Source organism: Shinella sp. H4-D48, from assembly GCF_022637395.1.
Classification (GTDB): domain Bacteria; phylum Pseudomonadota; class Alphaproteobacteria; order Rhizobiales; family Rhizobiaceae; genus Shinella; species Shinella sedimenti.
The window spans coordinates 899,191-922,176 of the sequence record NZ_CP093337.1; the positions used below are offsets into that span (position 1 = coordinate 899,191).

The 22,986-nt window shown below is 62.9% G+C and carries 19 protein-coding genes and 1 tRNA gene; 9 read left to right on the forward strand and 11 right to left on the reverse strand.

The window, feature by feature from the left end; all coding sequences use genetic code 11:
- Positions 1-311 precede the first annotated feature (311 nt).
- The gene (locus MNR02_RS04300) at positions 312-1,361 is read left to right on the forward strand and encodes a hypothetical protein (RefSeq protein WP_241948207.1); all 1,050 of its coding nucleotides are present in this window, start codon (positions 312-314) and stop codon (positions 1,359-1,361) included.
- Between the two features lie 96 nt (positions 1,362-1,457).
- Here MNR02_RS04300 and MNR02_RS04305 read toward each other — a convergent pair.
- The 4 genes from MNR02_RS04305 to xylF all read right to left on the reverse strand — a co-directional run bounded on the left by MNR02_RS04305 (position 1,458) and on the right by xylF (position 5,003).
- Positions 1,458-1,534 (reverse strand) — tRNA-Arg (locus tag MNR02_RS04305).
- Positions 1,535-1,691: 157 nt separating this feature from the next.
- Positions 1,692-2,477, reverse strand: a complete 786-nt coding sequence (locus MNR02_RS04310; RefSeq protein ID WP_241605469.1) for an ATP-binding cassette domain-containing protein — start codon at positions 2,475-2,477, stop codon at positions 1,692-1,694.
- Between the two features lie 12 nt (positions 2,478-2,489).
- A complete protein-coding gene (locus tag MNR02_RS04315; RefSeq protein WP_241948208.1) occupies positions 2,490-3,800 on the reverse strand; it encodes a sugar ABC transporter permease in 1,311 nt (436 codons plus the stop codon).
- 162 nt (positions 3,801-3,962) lie between these two features.
- On the reverse strand, positions 3,963-5,003 hold the full coding sequence (gene xylF / locus MNR02_RS04320) for a D-xylose ABC transporter substrate-binding protein (RefSeq protein WP_241605473.1): 1,041 nt from the start codon (positions 5,001-5,003) through the stop codon (positions 3,963-3,965).
- Between the two features lie 242 nt (positions 5,004-5,245).
- On the opposite strand from xylF, the gene MNR02_RS04325 reads away from it, so the two are divergent.
- Positions 5,246-6,463 (forward strand): ROK family transcriptional regulator, encoded by a 1,218-nt coding sequence (locus tag MNR02_RS04325; protein ID WP_241948209.1) that lies wholly within the window; start codon positions 5,246-5,248, stop codon positions 6,461-6,463.
- A 61-nt stretch (positions 6,464-6,524) separates the two neighbouring features.
- On the opposite strand, the gene iolG is transcribed toward MNR02_RS04325, so the two are convergent.
- The 5 genes from iolG to MNR02_RS04350 all read right to left on the reverse strand — a co-directional run bounded on the left by iolG (position 6,525) and on the right by MNR02_RS04350 (position 12,296).
- Positions 6,525-7,517: an inositol 2-dehydrogenase gene (iolG, locus tag MNR02_RS04330; protein WP_134646809.1), complete on the reverse strand. Its 993-nt coding sequence runs from the start codon at positions 7,515-7,517 to the stop codon at positions 6,525-6,527.
- Positions 7,518-7,623: 106 nt separating this feature from the next.
- Positions 7,624-8,643, reverse strand: coding sequence for an ABC transporter permease (locus MNR02_RS04335; protein ID WP_241605479.1), 1,020 nt, complete (start codon positions 8,641-8,643; stop codon positions 7,624-7,626).
- A gap of 32 nt (positions 8,644-8,675) precedes the next feature.
- On the reverse strand, positions 8,676-10,214 hold the full coding sequence (locus MNR02_RS04340) for a sugar ABC transporter ATP-binding protein (RefSeq protein WP_241605481.1): 1,539 nt from the start codon (positions 10,212-10,214) through the stop codon (positions 8,676-8,678).
- A 90-nt stretch (positions 10,215-10,304) separates the two neighbouring features.
- A complete protein-coding gene (locus MNR02_RS04345; protein WP_241948210.1) occupies positions 10,305-11,234 on the reverse strand; it encodes a sugar ABC transporter substrate-binding protein in 930 nt (309 codons plus the stop codon).
- Between the two features lie 249 nt (positions 11,235-11,483).
- Entirely contained in the window at positions 11,484-12,296 is an 813-nt protein-coding gene (locus MNR02_RS04350; RefSeq protein WP_241948211.1) for a TIM barrel protein, read from the reverse strand.
- Between the two features lie 191 nt (positions 12,297-12,487).
- Here MNR02_RS04350 and MNR02_RS04355 point away from each other — a divergent pair, with 191 nt between their 5' ends.
- On the forward strand, positions 12,488-12,718 hold the full coding sequence (locus tag MNR02_RS04355) for a hypothetical protein (protein ID WP_241948212.1): 231 nt from the start codon (positions 12,488-12,490) through the stop codon (positions 12,716-12,718).
- Here the strand turns inward: MNR02_RS04355 and MNR02_RS04360 are convergent.
- Positions 12,715-13,203, reverse strand: coding sequence for a hypothetical protein (locus MNR02_RS04360; RefSeq protein WP_241948213.1), 489 nt, complete (start codon positions 13,201-13,203; stop codon positions 12,715-12,717). The genes MNR02_RS04355 and MNR02_RS04360 overlap by 4 nt on opposite strands.
- A gap of 22 nt (positions 13,204-13,225) precedes the next feature.
- Positions 13,226-14,233 (reverse strand): LysR family transcriptional regulator, encoded by a 1,008-nt coding sequence (locus MNR02_RS04365; protein ID WP_241948214.1) that lies wholly within the window; start codon positions 14,231-14,233, stop codon positions 13,226-13,228.
- Positions 14,234-14,485: 252 nt separating this feature from the next.
- Here MNR02_RS04365 and chvE point away from each other — a divergent pair, with 252 nt between their 5' ends.
- From chvE to araD, 6 genes are all read left to right on the forward strand, one after another.
- A complete protein-coding gene (chvE, locus tag MNR02_RS04370) occupies positions 14,486-15,559 on the forward strand; it encodes a multiple monosaccharide ABC transporter substrate-binding protein (protein WP_241605493.1) in 1,074 nt (357 codons plus the stop codon).
- Between the two features lie 118 nt (positions 15,560-15,677).
- Positions 15,678-17,213 (forward strand): multiple monosaccharide ABC transporter ATP-binding protein, encoded by a 1,536-nt coding sequence (gene mmsA, locus MNR02_RS04375; protein WP_241605496.1) that lies wholly within the window; start codon positions 15,678-15,680, stop codon positions 17,211-17,213.
- Complete coding sequence (gene mmsB, locus MNR02_RS04380; protein WP_241948215.1) at positions 17,213-18,421, forward strand: multiple monosaccharide ABC transporter permease; 1,209 nt, start codon at positions 17,213-17,215, stop codon at positions 18,419-18,421. Before mmsA ends, mmsB begins: the two co-directional genes overlap by 1 nt.
- Before the next feature lie 129 nt (positions 18,422-18,550).
- Positions 18,551-19,546, forward strand: a complete 996-nt coding sequence (gene araD1 / locus MNR02_RS04385; RefSeq protein ID WP_241948216.1) for an AraD1 family protein — start codon at positions 18,551-18,553, stop codon at positions 19,544-19,546.
- A gap of 24 nt (positions 19,547-19,570) precedes the next feature.
- Positions 19,571-21,004 carry an aldehyde dehydrogenase family protein gene (locus MNR02_RS04390; protein ID WP_241948217.1) on the forward strand — a complete coding sequence of 478 codons (1,434 nt, stop codon included), beginning with the start codon at positions 19,571-19,573 and terminating at the stop codon, positions 21,002-21,004.
- A 48-nt stretch (positions 21,005-21,052) separates the two neighbouring features.
- Positions 21,053-22,792: an L-arabinonate dehydratase gene (gene araD, locus MNR02_RS04395; RefSeq protein ID WP_241948218.1), complete on the forward strand. Its 1,740-nt coding sequence runs from the start codon at positions 21,053-21,055 to the stop codon at positions 22,790-22,792.
- Positions 22,793-22,986: the final 194 nt, after the last annotated feature.

Consider the following 22,986-nt stretch of genomic DNA (forward strand, 5'->3'; position numbering starts at 1 on the left):
TGATATCTGTTAAAAACAAGTTAAAGTCTTATTATTAGCGATAAAGTTGCATTTCGAGGTGTGTCACCTCGGGCTGAAAAAGTGCTTCAACCGACAGGTTGGCGAAAGCCCGTCCTGTCGGACGGTTTCCTGCGTGCGCCGAAAACACGCTGCGATACATTCGGGGGGCAGGCATGCAGGTTGACGCAAGGCAGCCGGCGGCGTCGGGTTCGCTTGCGCGGTCGGACAGTTTGAGGGCGTGGGGCGCCTGGTGGAGGGGCCGGCAAGGGACCGGCGGGGCGGTCGGCTGCCCCGGCGGTCCTGTTGTTTATATGCACAGCGAGACGGGGCGGCGCCCGGCCTATCTGCGTGCGCTCGAGCGGCTGTTTGGCGCGCGCCATGGGCGTCTGCGCGATCTCTTCCTGGCGCGGGCGGCAGTCGTCTTTCTCGCGGTCGAGGAAACATTTCTTCTTTATGTCCTGGTCGCGCTTGTGCGCGCCCTGCTCGGCCGGCGGACGGTGGGCTTGTTGTTGCGGCCCATGCCGATCGCCGTTTCTCCGCGCCTGCGCTACCGCTCCAAGCGCATGGTGCTGCGCGTGATGAAGCGTTGTCGGCTGGTCCGCACGCTGACCATCGTACCGTTCAGCGTCTTTCCGGCCTTCTCCGCGATCGCCGACGATTGGATCTACGACTTCCAGCTCTGGGATGTGACAGAAGAGGAGCGCGAGGCCGTCGAGCGCCTGCGCCGGGAGCGCCGCCCGGGAAACCGTTTCGTTATGACGGCTCTAGGCACGCAGAGCCGTTGCAAGGGCTTCGATCTCTTTGCGGATGCCTTTGCCCGCTTTTCCGCCCTGCGAAAGCGCTTTACCTTTCTTGCCTGCGGCAGGGTTGCGCCCGATATTGCCGAGCATGCGCTGGTGCTGGAGGAGGCCGGCGGCGTGGCTGTGGATCGCGTCCTGTCGGATGCCGAACTGCTGGGCGCCTATGCGGCGAGCGATGTGATCTGGTGCCTCTATCCGCGCGCGGGCGATCACGCCAGCGGCATCCTCGGGCGGGCCGTGCAGCTCGGCATTCCCGTGGTGGTGCGGCAGGGCTCGCTTGCCCACCGTCTGTGCACGGTTGAAAATCTCCTGCACATCGCCGTGGCGCCGGAACAGATCATCGAACGCCTGACCGGTCCCCTTCCGCCGCAAAATGCCGCCTGGGGGCGGTATGCGGCCCGACGGTTCGCCCAAAGAAGCGAGGTGACGTTGCGTGCGGCTTTCGGCATGGCGCCCGCGACGGCAGCGCGAAACGCCGACGTCAGCCAGGATGTGTCTCCGGCAGGATCTCCAGCAGATGCTCCGACGGCCGGCAGAGCCGCACCCCTAGAGCCGTCCTGACAAACGGCCGGTTGATCAGGACCGGCACGGCAATTATCCGGTCGAGCAGGGCATCGTCGATCACATAGGAGTTTTCTGCTGCAATTTGTTCTGAAATGGCGCACCCGACAGGATTCGAACCTGTGACCTTTGGAATCGGAATCCAACACTCTATCCAGCTGAGCTACGGGTGCATCCCACGGCGATGAATCGCCTGTCCGATGAAGGGTTCTTAGCTCAGGTGGGGGCGGGCTTCAATCGGGAAATTGGAGAAAAGGCGATCTGATGGGCGGACTGTGCTGGCCGGGGGGAAGCCGCCGGGGATGGCGGCTTCCGTTTTTGGCGTAAGGATCAGGTGGTCTGCATGGCGCCGGGGCCGGGGATGGCCTTTTCCGGCACCTTGCCGAGGATGATCATGCCGAGCACCTCGTCCTTGGTGACATCCTCTGTGCGCGCGTGGCCGACGACCTGGCCGTTCTTCATCACCGAGACGCGGTCGGCGAGGTCGAAGACGTCGTGGATGTCGTGGCTGATCAGGAAGATGCCGATTCCCTCCTTTTTCAGCTGCTTGATCAGCTCGCCCACCTGCGCCGTCTCCTGGGGGCCAAGTGCGGCCGTCGGCTCATCCATGATGAGAATGCGGGCATTGAAAAGGATTGCGCGCGCAATCGCCACCGACTGGCGCTGGCCGCCGGACAGCGCCTTCACCGGCTCCTTGAAGCGCTGGAAGTTCGGGTTCAGCCGGCCCATCACCTCGCGCGTCTTGGCCTCCATTGCCACGTCGTCCAGCGTGCCCCAGGGGGTGCGCAGCTCGCGGCCGAGATAGAGGTTGGCGGCCGCATCGACATTGTCGGCGACGGCGAGCGTCTGGTAGATCGTCTCGATGCCGTATTTCTTGGCGTCACGCGGGTTGTTGATATCGGCCGGCTCGCCGTTGATCAGGATCTCGCCGCTGTCGCGCTTGTAGGCGCCGGAGAGAATCTTGATGAGCGTCGATTTGCCGGCGCCGTTGTGACCGAGCAGCGCCACGACCTCGCCGGGATAGAGGTCAATGGAGGCATTGTCGACCGCGTGGATGCCGCCGAAGGAAATGGAGATGTTCTTCATCTCCACGAGGGGCGTACGAGTGTCCGTCATTGGTGCGGCTCCTTACTTGGCGCGGGCGCGGTAGACCGTGTCGAGCCAGACGGCGACGACGAGGACCATACCGACCACGATGCGCTGGAACGGGGTGTCGATGCCGACCAGCACCATGCCCGATTGCAGCGATTGCATGACGAGGGCGCCGAGCATGGCGCCGGCGATTGTGCCCATGCCGCCGGCAAGCGACGTGCCGCCGATCACGGCAGCCGCGATCGTGTAGAGCTCGTCGAGCTCGCCCTGTGCGTTGGTGGCGGCATTGAGGCGGGCGGTGGAGATGGCGGCGGCGATGGCGCAGAGCATACCCATCAGCGCGAAGATCTTGACCGTTACCCAGCGGGTCTTGATGCCGGCGAGCTCGGCCGCCTCGGGGTTGCCGCCGAGTGCGAAGACGTAGCGGCCGAAGCGCAAGCGCGTGGCGATGAAGGTCATGACGATGCCGACGACGATGGCGATCAGCACGGGAATGGCGATGCCGTGCGGAATGAACAGGCCGCCGTCCGGCCAGGCGATGCCGTTGGCGTCGGCATATTTGCGTGCGATGGCGACCGGCCAGGGATAGCTGTTGACCACGCCGATGGCGCCGAGCACGAGCGCGCAACCGACGGCGGTGAGGAAATACTCCGCCCACATCGGCCGCTGCGGGAAGCCGAAGCGCTGGCGCTGCTTGCGCGAATTGACGATGGTGGCAATGATCGCGATGCAGGCGAGGGCACCGACGATCCAGCTCGCCGTAGCCCCGATCGAACCTTCGGTGCCGCCGCCCATCAGGCGGAAGGTCGCGTCCATGGGCGCGACCGTGCGGCCGCTGGTGACGAACCAGGTGGCGCCGCGCCAGACGAGAAGGCCGCCGAGCGTGACGATGAAGGAGGGAACGTTGAGGAAGGCGATGATCGCGCCGTGCAGCGCGCCGATGGCGGCGCCCAGCAGGAGGCCTGCGAGCAGCGCGAGGATCCAGGTGGCAGGGTGGTTGAAGCCCAGGATCTGCGGCAGGATTTCAGCCTGCAACACACCCATGATCATGCCGACGAAACCGAGGATGGAGCCGACCGACAGATCGATATTGCGGGTGACGATGACCAGCACCATGCCGGTTGCCATGACGGCAACGGAGGCGGTCTGAACGGAGAGGTTCCACAGGTTGCGCGGTGTCAGGAACAGGCCGCCCGACAGAATGTTGAAGCCGATCCAGATGATCAGCAGGGCACCGACCATGCCAAGCAGGCGCGTGTCGATTTCGGTGGCGCGAAAGAAGCGCTTCACCGGGTTCTCGCTTGCCGATCGCGCGCGATTGGCTGCGGTATTGGTGATGTCGGCCATGGCTTTGCCGTTCCCTCATGTCTGTTGAACGTATCCGTCCGGGCGGTTTTTCAAGGATCGATTGCCGTGTCGTCCCGCGCCTGCTGCCCATTTTGAACAGGCGCCGCAACGTGGTGTCGCGGCGCCTGGTCGATGGTCAGCGTATTGCCCGGATGCGGGCGGTCAGTTGCAGGCCGCGACGGAGCCGGCGGCAACGCCCTGGCAGGCTGCTTCCTTGGAGATCCAGCCCGCGTCGATGACGACGTTCAGGTTGTCCTTGGTGATGGGCAGCGGTGCAAGGAAGACAGACTTCATCTCGACGCCCTTCGGGCCGCCGTTGAAGGTGGTGACGCCTTCGATTTCGTCCATGGTCTTGCCGCCGGCGAGCTGGGCCGCGATTTCCGCAGCGCGCTTGCCGAGTTCACGCGAGTCCTTCCATACGGAGACCGTCTGCGTACCGAGCGCAACGCGGTTGAGCGCAGCGTGGTCGGCATCCTGGCCGGAGACCGGAACGGAACCGGCGAGGCCCTGAGCTGCGAGTGCGGCAATCGCACCACCGGCCGTGCCGTCGTTCGAGGCGACGACCGCGTCGACCTTGTTGTCGTTCGCCGTCAGGAACTGCTCCATGTTCTTCTGGGCATTTTCCGGCTTCCAGCCATCGGTGTAGGCTTCACCGACATTCTTGATCTTGCCGGCATCCATCGCTTCCTTCAGCACTTCTTGCTGACCGGCGAAGAGGAAGTCGGCATTCGGGTCGGCCGAGTTGCCCTTGATGAAGACGTAGTTGCCTTCCGGCTTCACCTTGAACACTTCGCGGGCCTGCATGCGGCCGACTTCCTTGTTGTCGAAGGTGATGTAGAAGGCCGAGGGGTTCTCGATCAGGCGGTCGTAACCGACGACCGGGATGCCTTCCGCCGCGGCCTTCTCGATGGCCGGGCCGATGGCGTCGCTGTCCTGGGCGAGCACGATGATGGCGTTGGCGCCCTGGGCGATCAGCGACTCGACGTCGGTCAGCTGCTTGGCTGCCGACGACTGGGCGTCAGCGGAAATGTATTTGTCGCCGGTTGCTTCGAGAGCGGCCTTGATGGCGGCTTCGTCGGTTTTCCAGCGCTCTTCCTGGAAGTTGGACCAGGAAACGCCGACCACGAGGTCCTTGGCGTGAACAGCGGAATGCATGGAAACGATGATGGCAGCCCCTGCCATCAGCTTCAAAACGGACTTCATAATATCCTCCCAAGTGAACGCCGGTCGCCGGGCGAACCTCCCGCCCCATCAACAACCGGTCACGATAATACTGCCTCGATGCCCCTCCCGATCATGCCGGGACTTTTTTCTCGACAGTCGAGAAAATAAATGTCAGAAGTTTTCCAGGCTGTCAACCAGGGCGTGAAGCCTTGAATGACAGCGTGACAGATGCTTTGGGAGGAGCATGTGTTGCCGCCTGAAAGAGCGAATGGAATCGGAAGATGCTGACAAAATCGAGCACGGAGCTTGTGCGTCAGCAAAACAGCGCGCTCGTTCTGGCATCGCTTCGCCGGCATGGCCCGCTCGCCCATACCGAAATTTCCCAGCATACCGGCCTGGCATCCGCCACCGTCTCCGCCATCACTGCGGAATTGGAGAAGGCGGACGTTCTGGAACGCCGCGAGCAGCAGGCTGCGGCAACGCGCGGACGTCCCCGCGTCATCTTCGGGCAGCGGCGCGAGGCGGGCTACCTCATCGCCGTGCGCATCTCTTCAGACATGGTGCAATATTCGCTGGCCGATTACGGCGGCACATTGCTCGACCGTTTCGAGGAGCCGCGCAACCATGCGGATGTTTCGACCGAGCCGTTCGCGGCCGCCTTTGTTGCTGCGCTTGAAAGGCTGGTGGAACGGTCGCAAATCCGGCACGACGATGTGCTGGTCGTTTCCATCAGCAGCAAGGGGCTGGTCGATTCTGCATCGGCGCGGCTCGTCTGGTCGCCGGTCTTCGGGGCGGAGCAGGTCGATTTTGCAGGCTTGCTTCAGCCGGCCTGGCGGGCCAAGATCCTGCTCAGCAACGAAACGCTGCTGGTGGCCCATGCCATGGCCTCGCGCATGGAAAAGGCGCGCATGAACGATCTGCATGCGGTGGCCGCTTTGTCTCTCGGGCACAGCATCGGACTTGGCATCGCGCGTTTCGATCGTGTGGGCGAACTGACCGTCACGGCGCCGAATTTCGGCCATATGCTCAACTCGGCGGACGGCAAGCTCTGCCGGTGCGGCGCGCAGGGCTGCATCGAGGCCTCGGCGGGTTTTTACGGCATCCTGCGCACCGCGTTCGAAGTGCCGCCGGATACCATACCTGCCAAATTCGTGCCGCTTGCGGAAATGGACAAGATCGCGCTCAGGGCGCGCCAGGGCCATCGCATGTCGGAATACGCCTTCCGCCAGGCGGGTCTTGCGCTGGGGCAGGGGCTGTCGCGCATGGTGAGCCTGTATGAGACCATGCCGATCGCCATCACAGGACCGGGCACGCGCTATTTCGATCTCATGCAGCGCGGCATGGAGGAGGGCCTTGCGCAATCGCAGCAGGTCCGGCTTTTCGGCGCGCCGCCGATTTCCGTTGTGCCGGAGGAGGCGACGCTGGTGCTGGAAGGACATCTCGCCCGCGCGCTGGCGGAGATGGATCACGACATCATCGCGGCGAAGGCTGCGCAATGACGCCGAACAAAAAAGGCCGGACGACGAAGCGCCCGGCCAGTTGCTTGGGAGGAGATGGCCGTCAGGCGACGGCGATCTGCCGTTTCTCTTCCACGGATTTCACGGCGGCATCGGCGAGCAGCAGGGCCGCAAGACCATCGGCGCCGGACGGCGTGATGGTGGCGCCCTTCTCGATTGCGGCAATGAAGCTCGCGATCTCGTTGGCATAGGCTTCCGTGTAGCGGGTCATGAAGAAGTCGTGCAGCGGCGGGCGCGTATAGCCGTCGCCATTGGCGATCTCGATGGAGACCGGGCGCTGGTTTTCAGCGGAGACGACGCCCTTGGAGCCGTGCACCTCGATGCGCTGGTCGTAGCCGTAGGTGGCGCGGCGAGAATTGGAGATGATGGCCTGCCTGCCGGACTTCGTCTGGAGGATGACGGAGACGCTGTCATAGTCGCCGGCCTTGCCGATTTCCGGGTCGACCAGCACGGCGGCAGTTGCCGAAACCGTTGCCACCTCTTCGCCGAGCAGGAAGCGCGCCATGTCGAAGTCATGGATCGTCATGTCGCGGAAGATGCCGCCCGAACGCTTGATATAGTCCACCGGCGGGGCGCCGGGATCGCGCGAGGTGATCGTCACCATCTCGACGTCGCCGATGCGGCCGTCGTCGATAGCCTTGCGCACGGCCATGAAATGCGGATCGAAGCGGCGGTTGAAGCCGACCATCAGCTTGCCCTTGGTCTCCTCGACCACCTTCATGCAGGCCCTGACGCGCTCGACCGAGAGATCGATCGGCTTTTCGCAGAAGATCGCCTTGCCGGCGCGCGAGAAGCGCTCGATAAGGTCCGCATGGGTATCGGTCGGGGTGCAGATCACCACGGCATCGATGTCGCTCGCCGCCTCGATGGCCTCGATCGTGCGCACGTCACAGCCGTATTGCTGGGCGATCGCCTCGGCTGCCGCCGGAAAGGCATCGGCGACCGCAACCAGCCTGGCGTCCGGGTTGCCGGTCACTGCCTTGGCATGGACCTTGCCGATGCGGCCGGCGCCGAGGAGACCAAATCTTACAGTCATGTTGTCCTCTTTGATTTTGGAGATAGGCGGTAGGAGTTAAGGCGGTAGGGAATAGCGGGTTGCTAGTCGAGAGGCATTTCCATCGCCTGCTGCTTACTGCCTAAAATTACGTCTTGCGCTTCTTCTGTCTGTAGACGTCGACGACGACGGCGGCGACGATGATCACCCCTTTGACGATTTCCTGATAGTAGGCGTCGACGCGCAGGAAGGTAAAGCCCGAGGTCATGACGCCGAGGATGACGGTGCCGATGACCGTGCCGGTGATGCGTCCGACGCCGCCGGCAAGCGAGGTGCCGCCGATGACCGCGGCCGCGATGGCATCGAGTTCGTACATCACGCCCATGCCGGCCTGAGCCGTCTGGGCACGGGCCGCGGTGACGACGCCGGCAAGGCCGGCCAGCGCGCCGGCGATGGCATAGACCTTCACGAGATGCGATTCGACATTGATGCCGGAGACGCGCGCGGCCTGCACATTGGCGCCGATGGCATAGGTGAACTTGCCGTAGCGCGTATAGCGCAGCGCGATGTGGAAGATCACCGCGACGACGAGGAAGATGACGACGGGCCAGATGCCGGTGCCGATGAAGCTGAACTGTTCGGTAAGGCCCGAGACCGGCTGCCCCTTGGTGTACCACTTCGAAATGCCGCGCGCCGACACCATCATGCCGAGGGTCGCGATGAAGGGCGGGATCTTGGTCTTGGCGATCAGCTGGCCGTTGATGAAGCCGGCCAGCAGGCCGACGCCGATGCCGACCGCGAGCGGCACGATGACCGGCAGGTCGGTCAGCGAGGGATAGAGGGCGCGCGGCCACGTCGAGGCCTGCGCGAGGGAGGCGCTGAACATTGCCGTCATGCCGACCACCGAGCCCGAGGACAGGTCGATGCCGCCGGTGATGATGACCTGCGTCACGCCGACGGCGATGATGCCGATGACGGCGACCTGAAGGATGATGATCGTCAGGCGCTGCGTGTTCATCAGGAAGCTTTGGCCGACGAAGATCCAGCCGAGGACTTCATAGACCAGCGCGATGCCGATGAGGACGAGAAAGATGTTGAGTTCCGGCGGGAGCCGGCGGGCAGATTTCTGCGCTGCGGCCTGCGCCTGCGCTGCGGAATTCGTGCTCATGATTACCTCCCTGGTGGCCGTTGGGCCTGAATTTACTGGGCTGCCAGTTCCATGACCTTGACCTGCGTCGCCTCCGCGCGATCGAGGAAGCCCGTGACGCGCCCCTCGTGCATGACCATGATGCGGTCGCTCATGCCGAGGACCTCCGGCATTTCCGACGAGATCATGATGACGGCGACGCCGTCGCGGGCGAGTTCGGTCACGAAGCGGTGGATTTCCGCCTTGGCGCCGACATCGATGCCGCGTGTCGGCTCATCGAGAATGAGGATGCGCGGATTGGTGAGGAGCCAGCGGCCGATCAGCACCTTCTGCTGGTTGCCGCCCGACAGGTTCTCGATGCGCTCCGAAAGGTTCGGCGTCTTGACCCGCAGCTTGCTGCTCATCTCCTCGCAGACCTTCGTCAGCGCGCGTTCGGAAACGAACCCGCCCTTGACGAACCGGTCCTGGAGAACGGCGATCTGCATGTTCTCGAGGATATCGAGGATCAGAAGGCAGCCCGTGTCCTTGCGGTCTTCCGTCAGAAACGCCATGCGGTGCCTGATCGCCGTGTTCGCGCTGTCGATATCGACCTCTTTGCCATTGATCGAAATCGTGCCCGACGTTGCCGGCGTGACGCCGAAGATCGCCTCGGCCACATTCGAGCGGCCGGAGCCCACGAGCCCGGCAATGCCGAGGATCTCGCCGGCGCGCACATCGAAGGACACGTCGTGGAAGACGCCCTTGAGGCTCAACTCCTTCACTGACAGGACGACGTCGCCGATCGGCACCTCTTCCTTGGGGAACATCTGCGTGATCTCGCGGCCCACCATCATGCGGATGATGTCGTCGCGCGTCACGTCGCTGGAGGCATGCGTGCCGATGTACTTGCCGTCGCGGAACACCGAGAACTCGTCCGCGATCTCGAACAGCTCGTTCATCTTGTGCGTGATGTAGACGATGCCGATGCCCTGCGCGCGCAGGTCGCGGATGATCGTGAAGAGGTGGGCCACCTCGCGCTCGGTCAGCGCGGAAGTCGGCTCGTCCATGATGAGGACATCGCTTTCGTATGAAACGGCCTTGGCGATCTCCACCATCTGGCGATTGGCGACCGAGAGGTCGCGAACCTGCGTTTGCGGGTCCATGGTAATGTTGAGGCGGTTGAAGAGCGCGGCCGTCTTGCGGTTCATCTCACCGTGATTGACGAAGCCGAAGCGATTCTTCGGCTCGCGGCGGATCCATATGTTTTCAGCCACCGTCATGAAGGGCATCAGGTTGAGTTCCTGATGGATCATGGCGATGCCGTTCTCCAACGCGTCGAGCGGCGATTGCAGGCGGATCTTCTGTCCCTTGAGCAGCACCTCGCCCTGGTCGGGCGTGTAGATGCCGGCGAGGATCTTCATCAGCGTGGACTTGCCTGCGCCGTTTTCGCCCATCAGCGCGTGCACCGAGCCGCGCTTGAGCTTGAACTGGACGTCGTCGAGCGCGACGACACCCGGAAATTCCTTTCGGATGCCCTCTGCGGAGAGCAGGTATTCAGCATTCGGAATGGCGCCGCTTGCACGAACCGCGGCCATGGTGGTCGGACTGACCATCGTCCTCTCCCTCCCGGATCGACCTGAAACCGGAGAACCGCGCGCGAAGGCGCGGCCCTCCCTGTCATAGGCTTTCGATGCCCTGCTCGATCAGTTCTTCTGCTGGTAGTCGGCGATGTTGGCCGGGGTCACGAGCTGGAAGGGAATGTAGACCTTCGCCTCGACCTTCTCGCCCTTGGCAAGCTTGATTGCCGCGTCGAGTGCACCCTTGCCCTGGCCCGCCGCGTCCTGGAAGACGGTGACGTCAAGATCGCCGGCCGCCATCGCGGCAAGCGCGTCCTGGGTGGCATCGACGCCTGCGATCACGACGCTGTCCATCGAACGGCCGGCGGCCTTGAGTGCCTGCGCCGCGCCGATAGCCATCTCGTCGTTGTTGGCGATCACGGCGTCGAACTCGACGCCGGCAGCCAGCCAGTTGGTCACGAGATCCTGGCCCTGCGTGCGCTGCCAGTTGGCGGTCTGCTCCTCGACGATCTCGATGCCCTTGCATTCGTCGGTGGCGAGAACGTCATGGACGGCCTTGGTGCGCATGCGTGCGCCCTGGTTGGAAAGTTCGCCCATCATGATGACGGCCTTGCCCTTGCCGTTGAGCAGGCGGCAGACCTCCTGCGTCTCCAGCGTGCCGGCGACGGTTTCTTCCGAGGCCACGAACGCCTGCTTTTCGGGAAGCTGATCGACATTGACCGGCTCGCGGTTGACGTAGACGAGCGGAATACCCGCATCGGCAGCGGCCTTCGACATGGCAGCGGTCGCATCGGTGTCGACCGCGGTCACGATGATGGCATCCACGCCGGACGCGATGAAGTTCTGAATCTGGCTCTGCTGCTTGGCGACGTCGTTCTGCGCGTCCTCGATCTGCAGCTGGACGCCGTCCATCGTCTTGGCGTAGTCGGACATGCCATTGCGCAGAACGGTCAGGAAGTTGTCGTCGAACTGCGCCATCGTCACGCCGATCGTCTCGGCATGGGCGGCGGTGGACATCATGACGGCGAGTGCCGAGCCAAGGATGAATTTTTTCATGTCGTATCCTCCTCAAGGTGGTGTCCGGTGCACCACAGACATATCCGGATGGTCGGCCCTTGCAGGCCTATGACCTTTGCTCCTCCCGGGACGCAAGGATCAAAACAGAATAAACAAACCGCGAATTTCAAACTTCGGAATGTTTATTCCATTTGTGGGCGTGGCGTCAAGTCTGTTCCATCGCAGTCCCGGGATCGGCATGAGGGGTGGTGAAAAGCAGCGCCGTGTCTTACGGCCCGCCGTGTCCGGTCAGACGGTTTCGCGAAGGAAAGCCATGCTCCCGGCGATCGCGGTCTTCGGGTCGGGCAGATCGTGTACGACGGATGCGAAGGGTTCGAACGACAGCGGCCCGGCATACCCGGCGGCAATCAGCGCTTTGATCTGCTCGACATTGCCCAGAGTGTCGCCGGGACCGACCAACACCCTGTGACTGTCGCGCAGATCGCCGATGGCAATGCCGCTGTCCTCGACGCCCGAGATGTGGACAAGTCCCGTCAGGTCGGCAAAAAGCTCGGGCTCACCGGCAAGGTGGTGATGGAACGTGTCGTGCACGAGGCGGAAGGTGCCTTCGCCGCCGACGGATCGGATCGCCTCTGCCGCTTCCCGCTTGGAGCGAAGCGAGCGGATTTCGAAACCGAGCGGTTCGACGAGCCCGATGATGCCAGCCTTATCCAGCAGCGGCTTCAGGGCTGTCAGCGCTGCTCGCAAATTTGCCTGCCGTTCGCCGTCGGCTCGTCCGGTGCCATCGTTTTTCGGCACGAGCACCAGCGCCCGGGCGCCGCAGGCTTCGGCGTAGTCGATGAGTGCGCGCGCTTCGGCCTCCCGCTCGTGCGACCATGCGTTGAAGCGTTGCAGGGCGTTGATCGAGATGATGGTGAGGCCGTGTCGCTGCGCGGCCGCCTTCACATCGGTGGGCGTGGTGCCGTCGTGAATGGCGTTGCCGGGCAGATCGTTGCGGATTTCGACCGCCTTTATCCCCAGATCGGCAGCCAGCGCGAAGAAGGCGTCGAGCGGCAGGGATGGAGCGGTCATATGGTTGAGGGCAAAGGTCAGCTGCGGCATGAATGGTTTCCTCCGGTCTTTGCGGCCGCGGATCGGCGGCCTCGCATGCACGCACGATGATCGCCACGTCAGTCAGGCGCGTCAAAGCGGATTGTTGCGATGATGCCGTTGCGCGATGGCCGAAAGCAAAGCCGGTTTCCTAATGCCGGAAAACCGCCTATGTAAGCGCGCAGAGGCCCGAGGAGACGTTCATGAAGATCATCGACACCGACCATCCGTTCTACCGGCCGCTTTGGCGGCGGCTGCTGCTGGTCGTGGTCTGTGCGGCATGGACGGCCGTGGAATTCTACAACAACGAGCAGACTTGGGGCACGATCTTCCTCGTCGTGACCGCCTATGTCTTCGCCAACCTGATCCTCTTCTTCAAGCCGTCCGCCGCCGCCGAAAAACCAGTGGAAGAGACTGGCGAAACAAAGAGCTAGCGCGAGATCCCGAGGCTCTTTTCCACGTTGATCCGCCGGATCGTCTCGTCGATCAGCATATTGGCGATCTTCATGCGCAGGGTGGCGTTGGCGCGCATGTCCGGCGGCGCCTGATCGGGATGGTTGTCGCGCGCGAAACGCCGGCGCAGCCCGACGAGATCGTCAACGCTTTGCGTCCCATCGAGTGCCAGATCGTCGGCCACTTCCTCGGGGGCGGTGCGCAGCAGATGCGGCGGTGGTGCCGGCGGTGGTGGTGACGGATCGGGTTTGGCGGGTTCCGGCGGCGTCGTCTCCTCATAGAGATCGAGATAGGCGGCCGCCGCCTGCGAGCCTGAAACGAAGGCATCGCTGCCGCCGGGACCGGTAAAGCCGCTGGTCAGGCCGCGTATCGTCGATGCGGGCGCGATTGGCGCGGCGTCCTCTTCTGGCTCGGCCTGAAGCGCTTCGGCCTTCAGCCTTTCCAGTACGGATTCGAAAACCGTCATGCCGAGCATCGTGTGTCCTTGCTCAATCCGGCGAAATCGTCTGGCTGCGCTGCCAGATCAGATCGTAGAGCAGTTTGGCGCTGGGTGGCAGCGCCCGCCCTTTGACCGAGATAAGGCTGTAGGGCTTGATGTCAATCTCGAAATCCGTGTCGAGAATGCGGATCTCGCCGGCCTGCGCGCCGACATCTGCGATGAAGGTCGCCATATCGCGCGCGACGGGGGCAATCGCGTTCGAACCGTGCACGATGGCGGTCGTCAGCAGGATCGATGAGGTGTTGACGACGGTGGACGGCAGCGGCACGCCGGCGGCGATGAACAGTTCCTCGATGCGCCGTCGCAAAAGTGTGCCGGCGGACTGGAAGACCCAGTCGTAATGCGGCAGGTCGGTCAGCTGGACGACCGGCTTCTCCGTCAGGGGATGCCCCTTGCGCACGATGAGGCAGGCCTTCTCGATGCCGATCTCGGTCACGTCGAACAGGCGCGGATTGAGGTCGTCGGGCACGCGGGCAATGATGAAATCCTGTTTGGCATCAAGCAGCTCGCGGGCGAGAACGTTGCTCGTTTCGACACGCACATTCACCTCGATGCCGGGATAGGCGGCGCTGACCTGCTTGATGGCGGGCACCGCGAGGCTGATGGCGGGGGCCGTCACCGATCCTAGAAAGACCGAGCCGCCGGTACCGGATTTCAGCGCCGAAAGCTCGCGATCGACCTCGCGCAGTTCGAGCAGGATGGCGCGGGCCCGACGGGCCAGCGCGCGACCGGCGGCGGTGAGCGTGACGCCGCGCGCTGCGCGTTCGCAAAGCTGCGCCTTGAGAATTGTCTCCATGTCCGTCAGCATGCGCGATGCGGCCGGCTGCGATATGTTGAGAACATCGGCGGCGGCGCTGACCTGCTTGTGTTCCTCGATGGCGAGGATCATGCGCAGGTGGTTGAGCTTGAGGCCGCTGCGCAGCAGGCCGACCGTCTGAAGGGCATCGCCTCCGCCCTCGATAAAGCGCGGGTCGTCTTTGATATCATCCGGGCGCATGCGGTCGCTTTCTCAAAAATAATATATATCGGCTTTTATATATCAGTTTTGATATCCCTTTAGAAGCTTATTGCATTTGACAGTTATGGCAATTCCGTGGATTTCTTGCTGAATGTGCGCTGGGCTCTGGGGAGGGGAACGGCTGGACGAAGTATCTGCCAGCCTGGACCGCCGTCTGAATGCGGCTCATCACGCACAGAACAATGCCTGGCTGGAAGTTCGGGCCAGTGCGCAAAAGGGAGAGACCTTTCAATGAAAATGATCACTTCGCTGCTCGCCGCCGCTGCCATGAGCGTCGCGTCGTTCGTGGCGCCGTCCTTTGCCCAGGATAAGGGCATGGTCGGCATCTCCATGCCCACCAAGACGTCCACCCGCTGGATTTCCGACGGCGAGACGATGGAAAAGCTGTTCAAGGAAGCCGGCTACACCCCGGACCTGCAGTTTGCTGACGACGACATCCCGAACCAGCTGGCCCAGATCGAGAACATGGTCACCAAGGGTGCCAAGGTTCTGGTCATCGGCGCCATCGACGGCACGACGCTGTCCGACATTCTCCAGAAGGCTGCCGACGCCGGCGTCAAGGTCATCGCTTACGACCGCCTCATCCGCGATTCGGGCAATGTCAGCTACTACGCCACCTTCGACAACTTCCAGGTCGGTGTTCTCCAAGCCACCAGCCTCGTCGATGGCCTGAAGGCGAAGTTCCCGGACACCAAGCCGTGGAACGTCGAGCTCTTCGGCGGTTCGCCGGACGACAACAACGCCTTCTTCTTCTATGACGGCGCGATGTCGGTTCTCCAGCCGCTGATCGACAAGGGTGACATCGTCATCAAGTCCGGCCAGACCGGCATGGAAACCGTCGGCACGCTGCGTTGGGACGGTGCCGTGGCTCAGGCCCGCATGGAAAACCTGCTGTCCTCGACCTACACCGATGGCCGCGTCGATGGCGTTCTTTCGCCTTATGACGGCCTTTCGATCGGCATCATCTCGGCCCTGAAGGGCGTCGGCTACGGCTCGGGCGACCAGCCGATGGCCATCGTCACCGGCCAGGACGCAGAACTGCCGTCCGTCAAGTCGATCCTCGCCGACGAACAGTATTCGACGGTCTTCAAGGACACGCGCGAACTCGCCAAGGTCACCGTCGGCATGGTCAACGCGATCATGGAAGGCAAGGAGCCGGAAGTGAACGACACCAAGACCTACGACAACGGCGTCAAGGTCGTTCCGTCCTACCTGCTGAAGCCGGTTGCCGTGGACAAGTCCAATGCCGAGAAGATCCTCGTCACGGACTCGGCCTACTACACGGAAGACCAGATCAAGAACTGATCGTTCTTTTGTTCCCGGGGGTTCGCGCTTCGCGTGCGGACCCTCTTTTCTCCGGATCGCAGAGCGAATAGGCTCGGTTCCCCCGCCGCCCGGTGGGGATGACCGCTGGAAACTGTATATGAGCAAGACCCTTCTCGAAATGCGTGGCATCACGAAGACGTTCCCGGGCGTAAAGGCGCTCGACAACGTCAATCTGAAGGTCCGCGAAGGCGAGATTCACGCCCTTGTCGGCGAAAACGGCGCCGGCAAATCCACCCTGATGAAAGTGTTGAGCGGCGTCTATCCGGCCGGCTCCTACGAGGGTGAAATCCATTTCGACGGCGAAGTCCGCCGTTTCTCCACGATCTCCGACAGCGAGCATCTGGGCATCATCATCATTCACCAGGAGCTGGCACTCGTGCCGTTGCTCTCGATTGCCGAAAACATCTTCCTCGGCAACGAGGTCGCGACCAACGGCATCATCGACTGGAAAAAGGCGTTTCGCCGCACACAGGAACTGCTGGACAAGGTCGGCCTGAAGGAATCGCCCGGCACGCTGATTACCGATATCGGCGTGGGCAAGCAGCAGCTCGTCGAGATCGCCAAGGCGCTCTCAAAAAAGGTGCGCCTGCTCATTCTCGACGAGCCGACGGCCTCGCTCAACGAGAAGGACTCCGATGCGCTCCTGAAGCTGCTCGTGGAGTTCCGCGCCCAGGGCATGACCTCGATCATCATTTCGCACAAGCTGAACGAGATCAAGAAGGTCGCCGACCAGATCACCATCCTGCGCGACGGCGGCACGGTCGAGACGCTCGACTGTCATAACGAGGACATTTCCGAAGACCGCATCATCAAGGGCATGGTCGGCCGCGAGATGGAAGACCGCTACCCGCCGCGCGAGCCCAAGGTCGGCGAGACGCTGCTGGAGGTGAAGAACTGGAACGTCTTCCATCAGCACCACCGCGACCGGCAGTTCCTGCACGATGTTAATTTTACCGTGCGCGCCGGCGAAGTCGTCGGCATTGCCGGCCTCATGGGGGCAGGGCGGACGGAAACGGCGATGAGCCTGTTCGGCCGCAGCTGGGGTCACAAGATCACCGGTGAAGTCAGCATGCGCGGCAAGCCGGTCGACGTCAGTACCATCCCCAAGGCGATCGACGCCGGCCTTGCCTATGTGACGGAGGACCGCAAGCATCTCGGCCTCGTGCTGATCGACAACATCATGCACAACACGACGCTCGCCAATCTCGGCGGCGTCTCGAAGGCAACGGTCATCGACAACCATGAGGAAGCGAAGGTCGCCTCCGGCTATCGCCAGAAGCTGCGCATCCGCTCGCATTCGATCTATCAGGAAGCGGTCAATCTTTCGGGCGGCAATCAGCAGAAGGTGGTTCTGTCGAAATGGCTGTTCACCAATCCCGAGGTGCTGATCCTCGATGAACCCACGCGCGGCATCGATGTCGGCGCCAAGTTCGAAATCTATACCATCATCAACCAGCTTGCCGCCGAGGGCAAGGGCATCCTGATGATCTCGTCGGAGATGCCGGAACTGCTCGGGACCTGCGATCGCATCTATGTCATGAACGAAGGACGCATCGTGGCCGAGCTCTCCAAGGCGGAAGCAAGCCAGGAATCCATCATGCGCGCCATCATGCGCTCCGGGGAGAAACACTAATGGCCACCGATACAGCGACAAAGACGCCCCAGCCTTCGGTGGGGGATTATCTCAAGAAGAACATCCGCGAGTATGGCCTGCTGGTCGCGCTCGTCGTGATCATGATCTTCTTCCAGGTCATCACCAACGGCGTCCTCTTCCGCCCGGTCAACATCACCAACCTCGTGTTGCAGAACTCGTTCATCGTCATCATGGCGCTGGGCATGCTGCTGATCATCGTGGCGGGGCATATCGACCTGTCCGTCGGCTCCATCGTCGCCTTCATCGGCGCCATATCGGCGATCATGCTGGTGAAATGGGGCCTTCCGGCCATTGTCGTTGTGCCGGCGTGCATCCTCGTCGGTGCGGTCATGGGCGCGGCGCAGGGCTACTGGGTGGCCTACCAGAAGATCCCGTCCTTCATCGTGACGCTTGCGGGTATGCTGGTTTTCCGCGGCATGACCTATGTCGTGCTCGGTGGCCGCCCCGTCGGTCCGTTTCCGAAGGATTTCCAGATACTCTCGACGGGTTTCGTGCCGGACTTCCTGTCCTTCACCGATCCTTCGACGAGCCTGATCAAGAACTATTTCGCGCTGGTCATGATCGTGCTGCTCGTGGCCTACGCCATCTATGCCGGCCTGCGCGAGCGTCGTCTCAACGCGCTGCATGAAACCGAGAACGAGCCCTTCGCCTTCTTCGCCGTGCAGATGCTGATCATCGGCGCCGTGGCGATCTTCCTCGGCTTCCAGCTCGCGACCTATCGCGGCCTGCCGAACGTTCTCGTCGTCATGGGCGTGCTGATCGCCTTCTACACCTTCGTGACGACGCGCACGACGATCGGCCGTCGCGTCTATGCGATGGGCGGAAACGAGAAGGCGGCGAAGCTTTCCGGTATCAACACCGAGCGGCTGACCTTCTACACCTTCGTCAACATGGGCGCGCTTGCCGCACTTGCCGGCATGATCATCGCGGCCCGCCTGAATTCAGCGACGCCGAAAGCTGGCGTCGGCTTCGAGCTCGACGTGATCGCGGCCTGCTTCATCGGCGGTGCGTCGGCTTCGGGCGGCGTGGGCAAGATCACGGGCGCGGTCATCGGCGCGTTCATCATGGGCGTCATGAACAACGGCATGTCGATCATGGGCATCGGCATCGACTACCAGCAGCTCATCAAGGGCCTGGTGCTGCTCGCTGCCGTGTTCTTCGACGTCTACAACAAGAACAAGGGCTGACCGGGTAACCGGTCAGGCCAAACAGGTTGCAAGCATGTTTGACCGGCCGCGCCAGCGGCCAGTGCGGCGGCGTGTGTCCGCCGCAGGTGCGAAGCCTTGGCTGATGCCGGGTTGAGGAAGGAAACGGAAATGCTGATTTCGCAGGTATCCAACGCTGACGGTTCGATCACGGTCGTAGCACGCGAAGAAGGCGGCAAGGGCCGCGCGGTCAAGGGTGCGGAGAGCGTCTATGCACTGGCCATGGAAGCCGCCAATGCCGGTACGTCGCTGAAGGCCGTCATCGAGGGCAAGGGCTTTGGCGACGAGGTCGATCTCGAGGCGGCCTATGCCGCCGGTCGCCTTCTGCCGCCCATCACCCATCCGGATGCTGCGCATCTGCATCTCACGGGCACGGGCCTCACCCATCTCGGTTCGGCCGCCACGCGCGATTCCATGCACAAGAAGACGTCGGAAGCCGCCGAGGAGACGCTGACGGACTCCATGAAGATGTTCCGCATGGGGCTTGAGAACGGCAAGCCGAAGCCCGGCGAGAAGGGCGTCCAGCCGGAATGGTTCTACAAGGGCAACGGCACGCAGTCCGTCGCGCCGGGTGCCGCGCTCACCTCGCCGTCCTTCGCGCTTGATGGTGGTGAAGAGCCGGAAATGGCCGGCATTTACGTCATCGCTGCTGACGGCTCGCCCTTCCGCATCGGCTTTGCCGTGTCGAACGAATTCTCCGATCATGTGACGGAGCGCATCAACTATCTCTACCTTGCGCACTCGAAGCTGCGTCAGGCGAGCTTCGGCCCGGAAATCCGCATCGGCGCCGCGCCCGATGACATCAGAGGTTTCTCGCGCATCGTCCGCGACGGCAAGGTTCTGTGGGAAAAGCCGTTCGTCTCCGGCGAGGCGAACATGTCCCACACCTTCGCCAATCTCGAATATCACCACTTCAAATACGGCCTGTTCCGCGTGCCGGGCGATATCCACGTCCATATGTTCGGCACGGCGACGCTGTCCTTCGGCGACGGCATCCGCACGCAGGAAGGTGACGTGTTCGAGATCGGCGCTGACGGGTTCGGCCTGCCGCTGCGCAATCCGCTTGCCATCGCCAAGGAAGAAGAGATCGAAATCCGCCAGCTCTGAGGCTGCGGATAGGAGGCTGATACCATGACGATCCACCAGAACCTGATTGCCGGCGAATGGGTCGGTGCAGACGGCGTCGAGAATATCAACCCGTCGAATACCGGCGACGTCGTCGGAACCTATGCCCGCGCCTCCGTCGAAGACACCAAGGCGGCCATCGCTGCGGCAAAGGCAGCGTTTCCTGCCTGGTCGCGCTCGGGCATTCTCGAGCGCCACGCCATCCTGCGCAAGGCTGCCGATGAGATCCTCGCCCGCAAGGACGAGCTTGGTCGCCTCCTGTCGCGCGAAGAGGGCAAGACGCTGGCGGAAGGTATCGGCGAAACGGTGCGCGCCGGCCAGATCTTCGATTTCTTCGCCGGTGAATGTCTGCGGCTTGCCGGTGAGGTGCTGCCGTCGGTGCGGCCGAATATCGGCGTTGAGATCACCCGCGAGCCGGTCGGCGTCGTCGGCATTATCACGCCCTGGAACTTCCCCATCGCCATTCCCGCCTGGAAGATCGCGCCCGCGCTCTGCTATGGCAACACGGTCGTCTTCAAGCCGGCCGAACTGGTGCCGGGCTGCTCCTGGGCCATCGTCGATATCCTCGTGCGGGCCGGCCTGCCGAAGGGCGTCCTGAACCTTGTCATGGGCAAGGGCTCGGTCGTCGGCCAGACCATGCTGGACAGCCCTGATGTCAACGCCATCACGTTCACCGGCTCCACCGGTACGGGCAAGCGTGTCGCCGTCGCCTCCGTCGAGCATAACCGCAAGTACCAGCTCGAAATGGGCGGAAAGAACCCCTTCGTCGTGCTCGACGATGCCGATCTCGGCGTCGCGGTCGAAGCCGCCGTCAACTCGGCCTTCTTCTCGACCGGCCAGCGCTGCACGGCCTCCTCGCGCGTCATCGTGACGGAAGGCATTCATGACCGGTTCGTCGCCGCGGTGGGCGAGCGGCTGAAGAGCGTCGTCGTGGACGATGCGCTCAAGGCCGGCACGCATATCGGCCCGGTCGTGGATGAAACGCAGCTCAAGCAGGACACCGACTATATCGAGATCGGCCAAAAGGAAGGCGCAAAGCTCGCCTTCGGTGGCGATCTTCTGAAGCGCGACACGCCCGGCTTCTATCTGGCGCCGGCGCTCTTTACCGAGGCCACGAACGACATGCGCATCTCGCGCGAGGAGATCTTCGGCCCCGTCGCCGCCGTTATCCGCGTCAAGGATTACGAGGAAGCGCTGGCGATTGCCAACGACACGCCGTTCGGCCTGTCCTCGGGCATCGCGACGACCAGCCTCAAGCACGCCACCCATTTCAAGCGCAATGCCGAGGCCGGCATGGTGATGGTCAACCTGCCGACGGCGGGTGTCGATTTCCATGTGCCGTTCGGTGGGCGCAAGGGATCGTCCTTCGGCTCGCGCGAGCAGGGCAAATACGCCAACGAATTCTACACAACCGTCAAGACCGCCTACACCCTGGCGTGAGACAAAGGCCGTTCGGGCTTCCGGGCGGTCCCTTCAAGGACTGTAAAGATGACGAAGAAAGCGGAATGGCCGCGCAGGCTGCGGTCGCAGGAATGGTACGGCGGCACCAGCCGTGACGTGATCTACCATCGCGGCTGGATGAAGAACCAGGGTTATCCGCATGACCTGTTCGACGGACGGCCGGTGATCGGCATCCTCAACACCTGGTCGGACATGACGCCCTGCAACGGCCACCTGCGCGAGCTTGCAGAGAAGGTGAAGGCGGGCATCTGGGAGGCCGGCGGTTTCCCGATGGAAGTACCGGTCTTCTCGGCGTCGGAGAACACGTTCCGCCCTACGGCGATGATGTATCGCAACCTCGCGGCTCTCGCCATCGAGGAAACCATTCGCGGCCAACCCATGGATGGCTGCGTGCTCATGGTCGGCTGTGACAAGACCACGCCGTCGCTTTTGATGGCCGCCGCCTCCGTCGATCTGCCTTCGATCGTCGTCACCGGCGGGCCGATGCTGAACGGTTATTTCCGCGGCGAGCGTGTCGGTTCCGGCACGCATCTTTGGAAGTTCTCCGAGATGGTGAAGGCCGGCGAGATGACGCAGGCCGAATTCCTCGAGGCCGAGGCCTCGATGAGCCGTTCGTCGGGCACCTGCAACACGATGGGTACGGCCTCCACCATGGCTTCCATGGCCGAGGCCCTGGGTATGGCGCTGTCAGGCAATGCGGCCATTCCGGGCGTCGACAGCCGCCGCAAGGTCGTGGCGCAGCTTACCGGTCGTCGCATCGTCCAGATGGTCAAGGACGACCTGAAGCCGTCTGATATCATGACGAAGCAGGCCTTCGAGAATGCCATCCGCACCAATGCGGCCATCGGCGGCTCGACCAATGCGGTCATCCACCTGCTCGCCATGGCCGGCCGCGTCGGCATCGACCTGACGCTGGACGACTGGGATCGTTGCGGCCGCGACGTGCCCACCATCGTCAACCTCATGCCGTCGGGCAAGTACCTGATGGAAGAGTTCTTCTATGCCGGCGGTCTTCCGGTCGTACTGAAGCGCCTCGGCGAAGCGGGCCTGTTGCACAAGGATGCCATCACCGTTTCGGGCGAGACCGTCTGGGACGAGGTGAAGGATGTCGTCAACTGGAACGAGGACGTCATCCTGCCGGCTGAAAAAGCGCTGACGCAGTCGGGCGGCATCGTCGTCGTGCGCGGCAATCTCGCGCCGAAGGGCGCGGTGCTGAAGCCGTCGGCAGCCTCGCCGCATCTTCTGACGCATCGCGGCCGCGCCGTCGTCTTCGAGGATATCGACGACTACAAGGCCAAGATCAACGACGACAATCTCGACATCGACGAGACCTGCGTCATGGTCATGAAGAACTGCGGTCCGAGGGGGTATCCCGGCATGGCCGAGGTCGGCAATATGGGCCTTCCGCCCAAGGTGCTGAAAAAGGGCATCACCGACATGGTACGCATCTCCGATGCCCGCATGTCCGGCACGGCCTATGGCACCGTCGTCCTGCACACCTCGCCGGAAGCCGCCGTCGGCGGCCCGCTGGCGGTCGTGAAGAATGGCGACATGATCGAGCTTGATGTGCCGAACCGTCGCCTGCATCTCGACATCTCGGACGAGGAGCTGGCGCGTCGCCTCGCCGAATGGCAGCCGAACCACGAGCAGCCCGCCTCGGGCTACGCCTGGCTGCACCAGCAGCACGTGCAGGGTGCCGATACCGGCGCGGACCTCGACTTCCTCAAGGGCTGCCGTGGCAGCGCGGTCGGCAAAGACAGTCACTGAGCTTTCGCGGGCGCGGTTCCAGGAGCCGCGCCCGATTTGTATCGTTTCGAGACAGCCGGTTGATGTCTCACTCCGCTGGCAACGATTTTTTTTCCCCTTTACCGGTCATTTTCGTTCCCGCACGGAACCGGCGAGCCATCGCGCCCTTTCAACTTACGATACGGTCCAATCCCGGCCCGTTCGCTGAAAGGTAG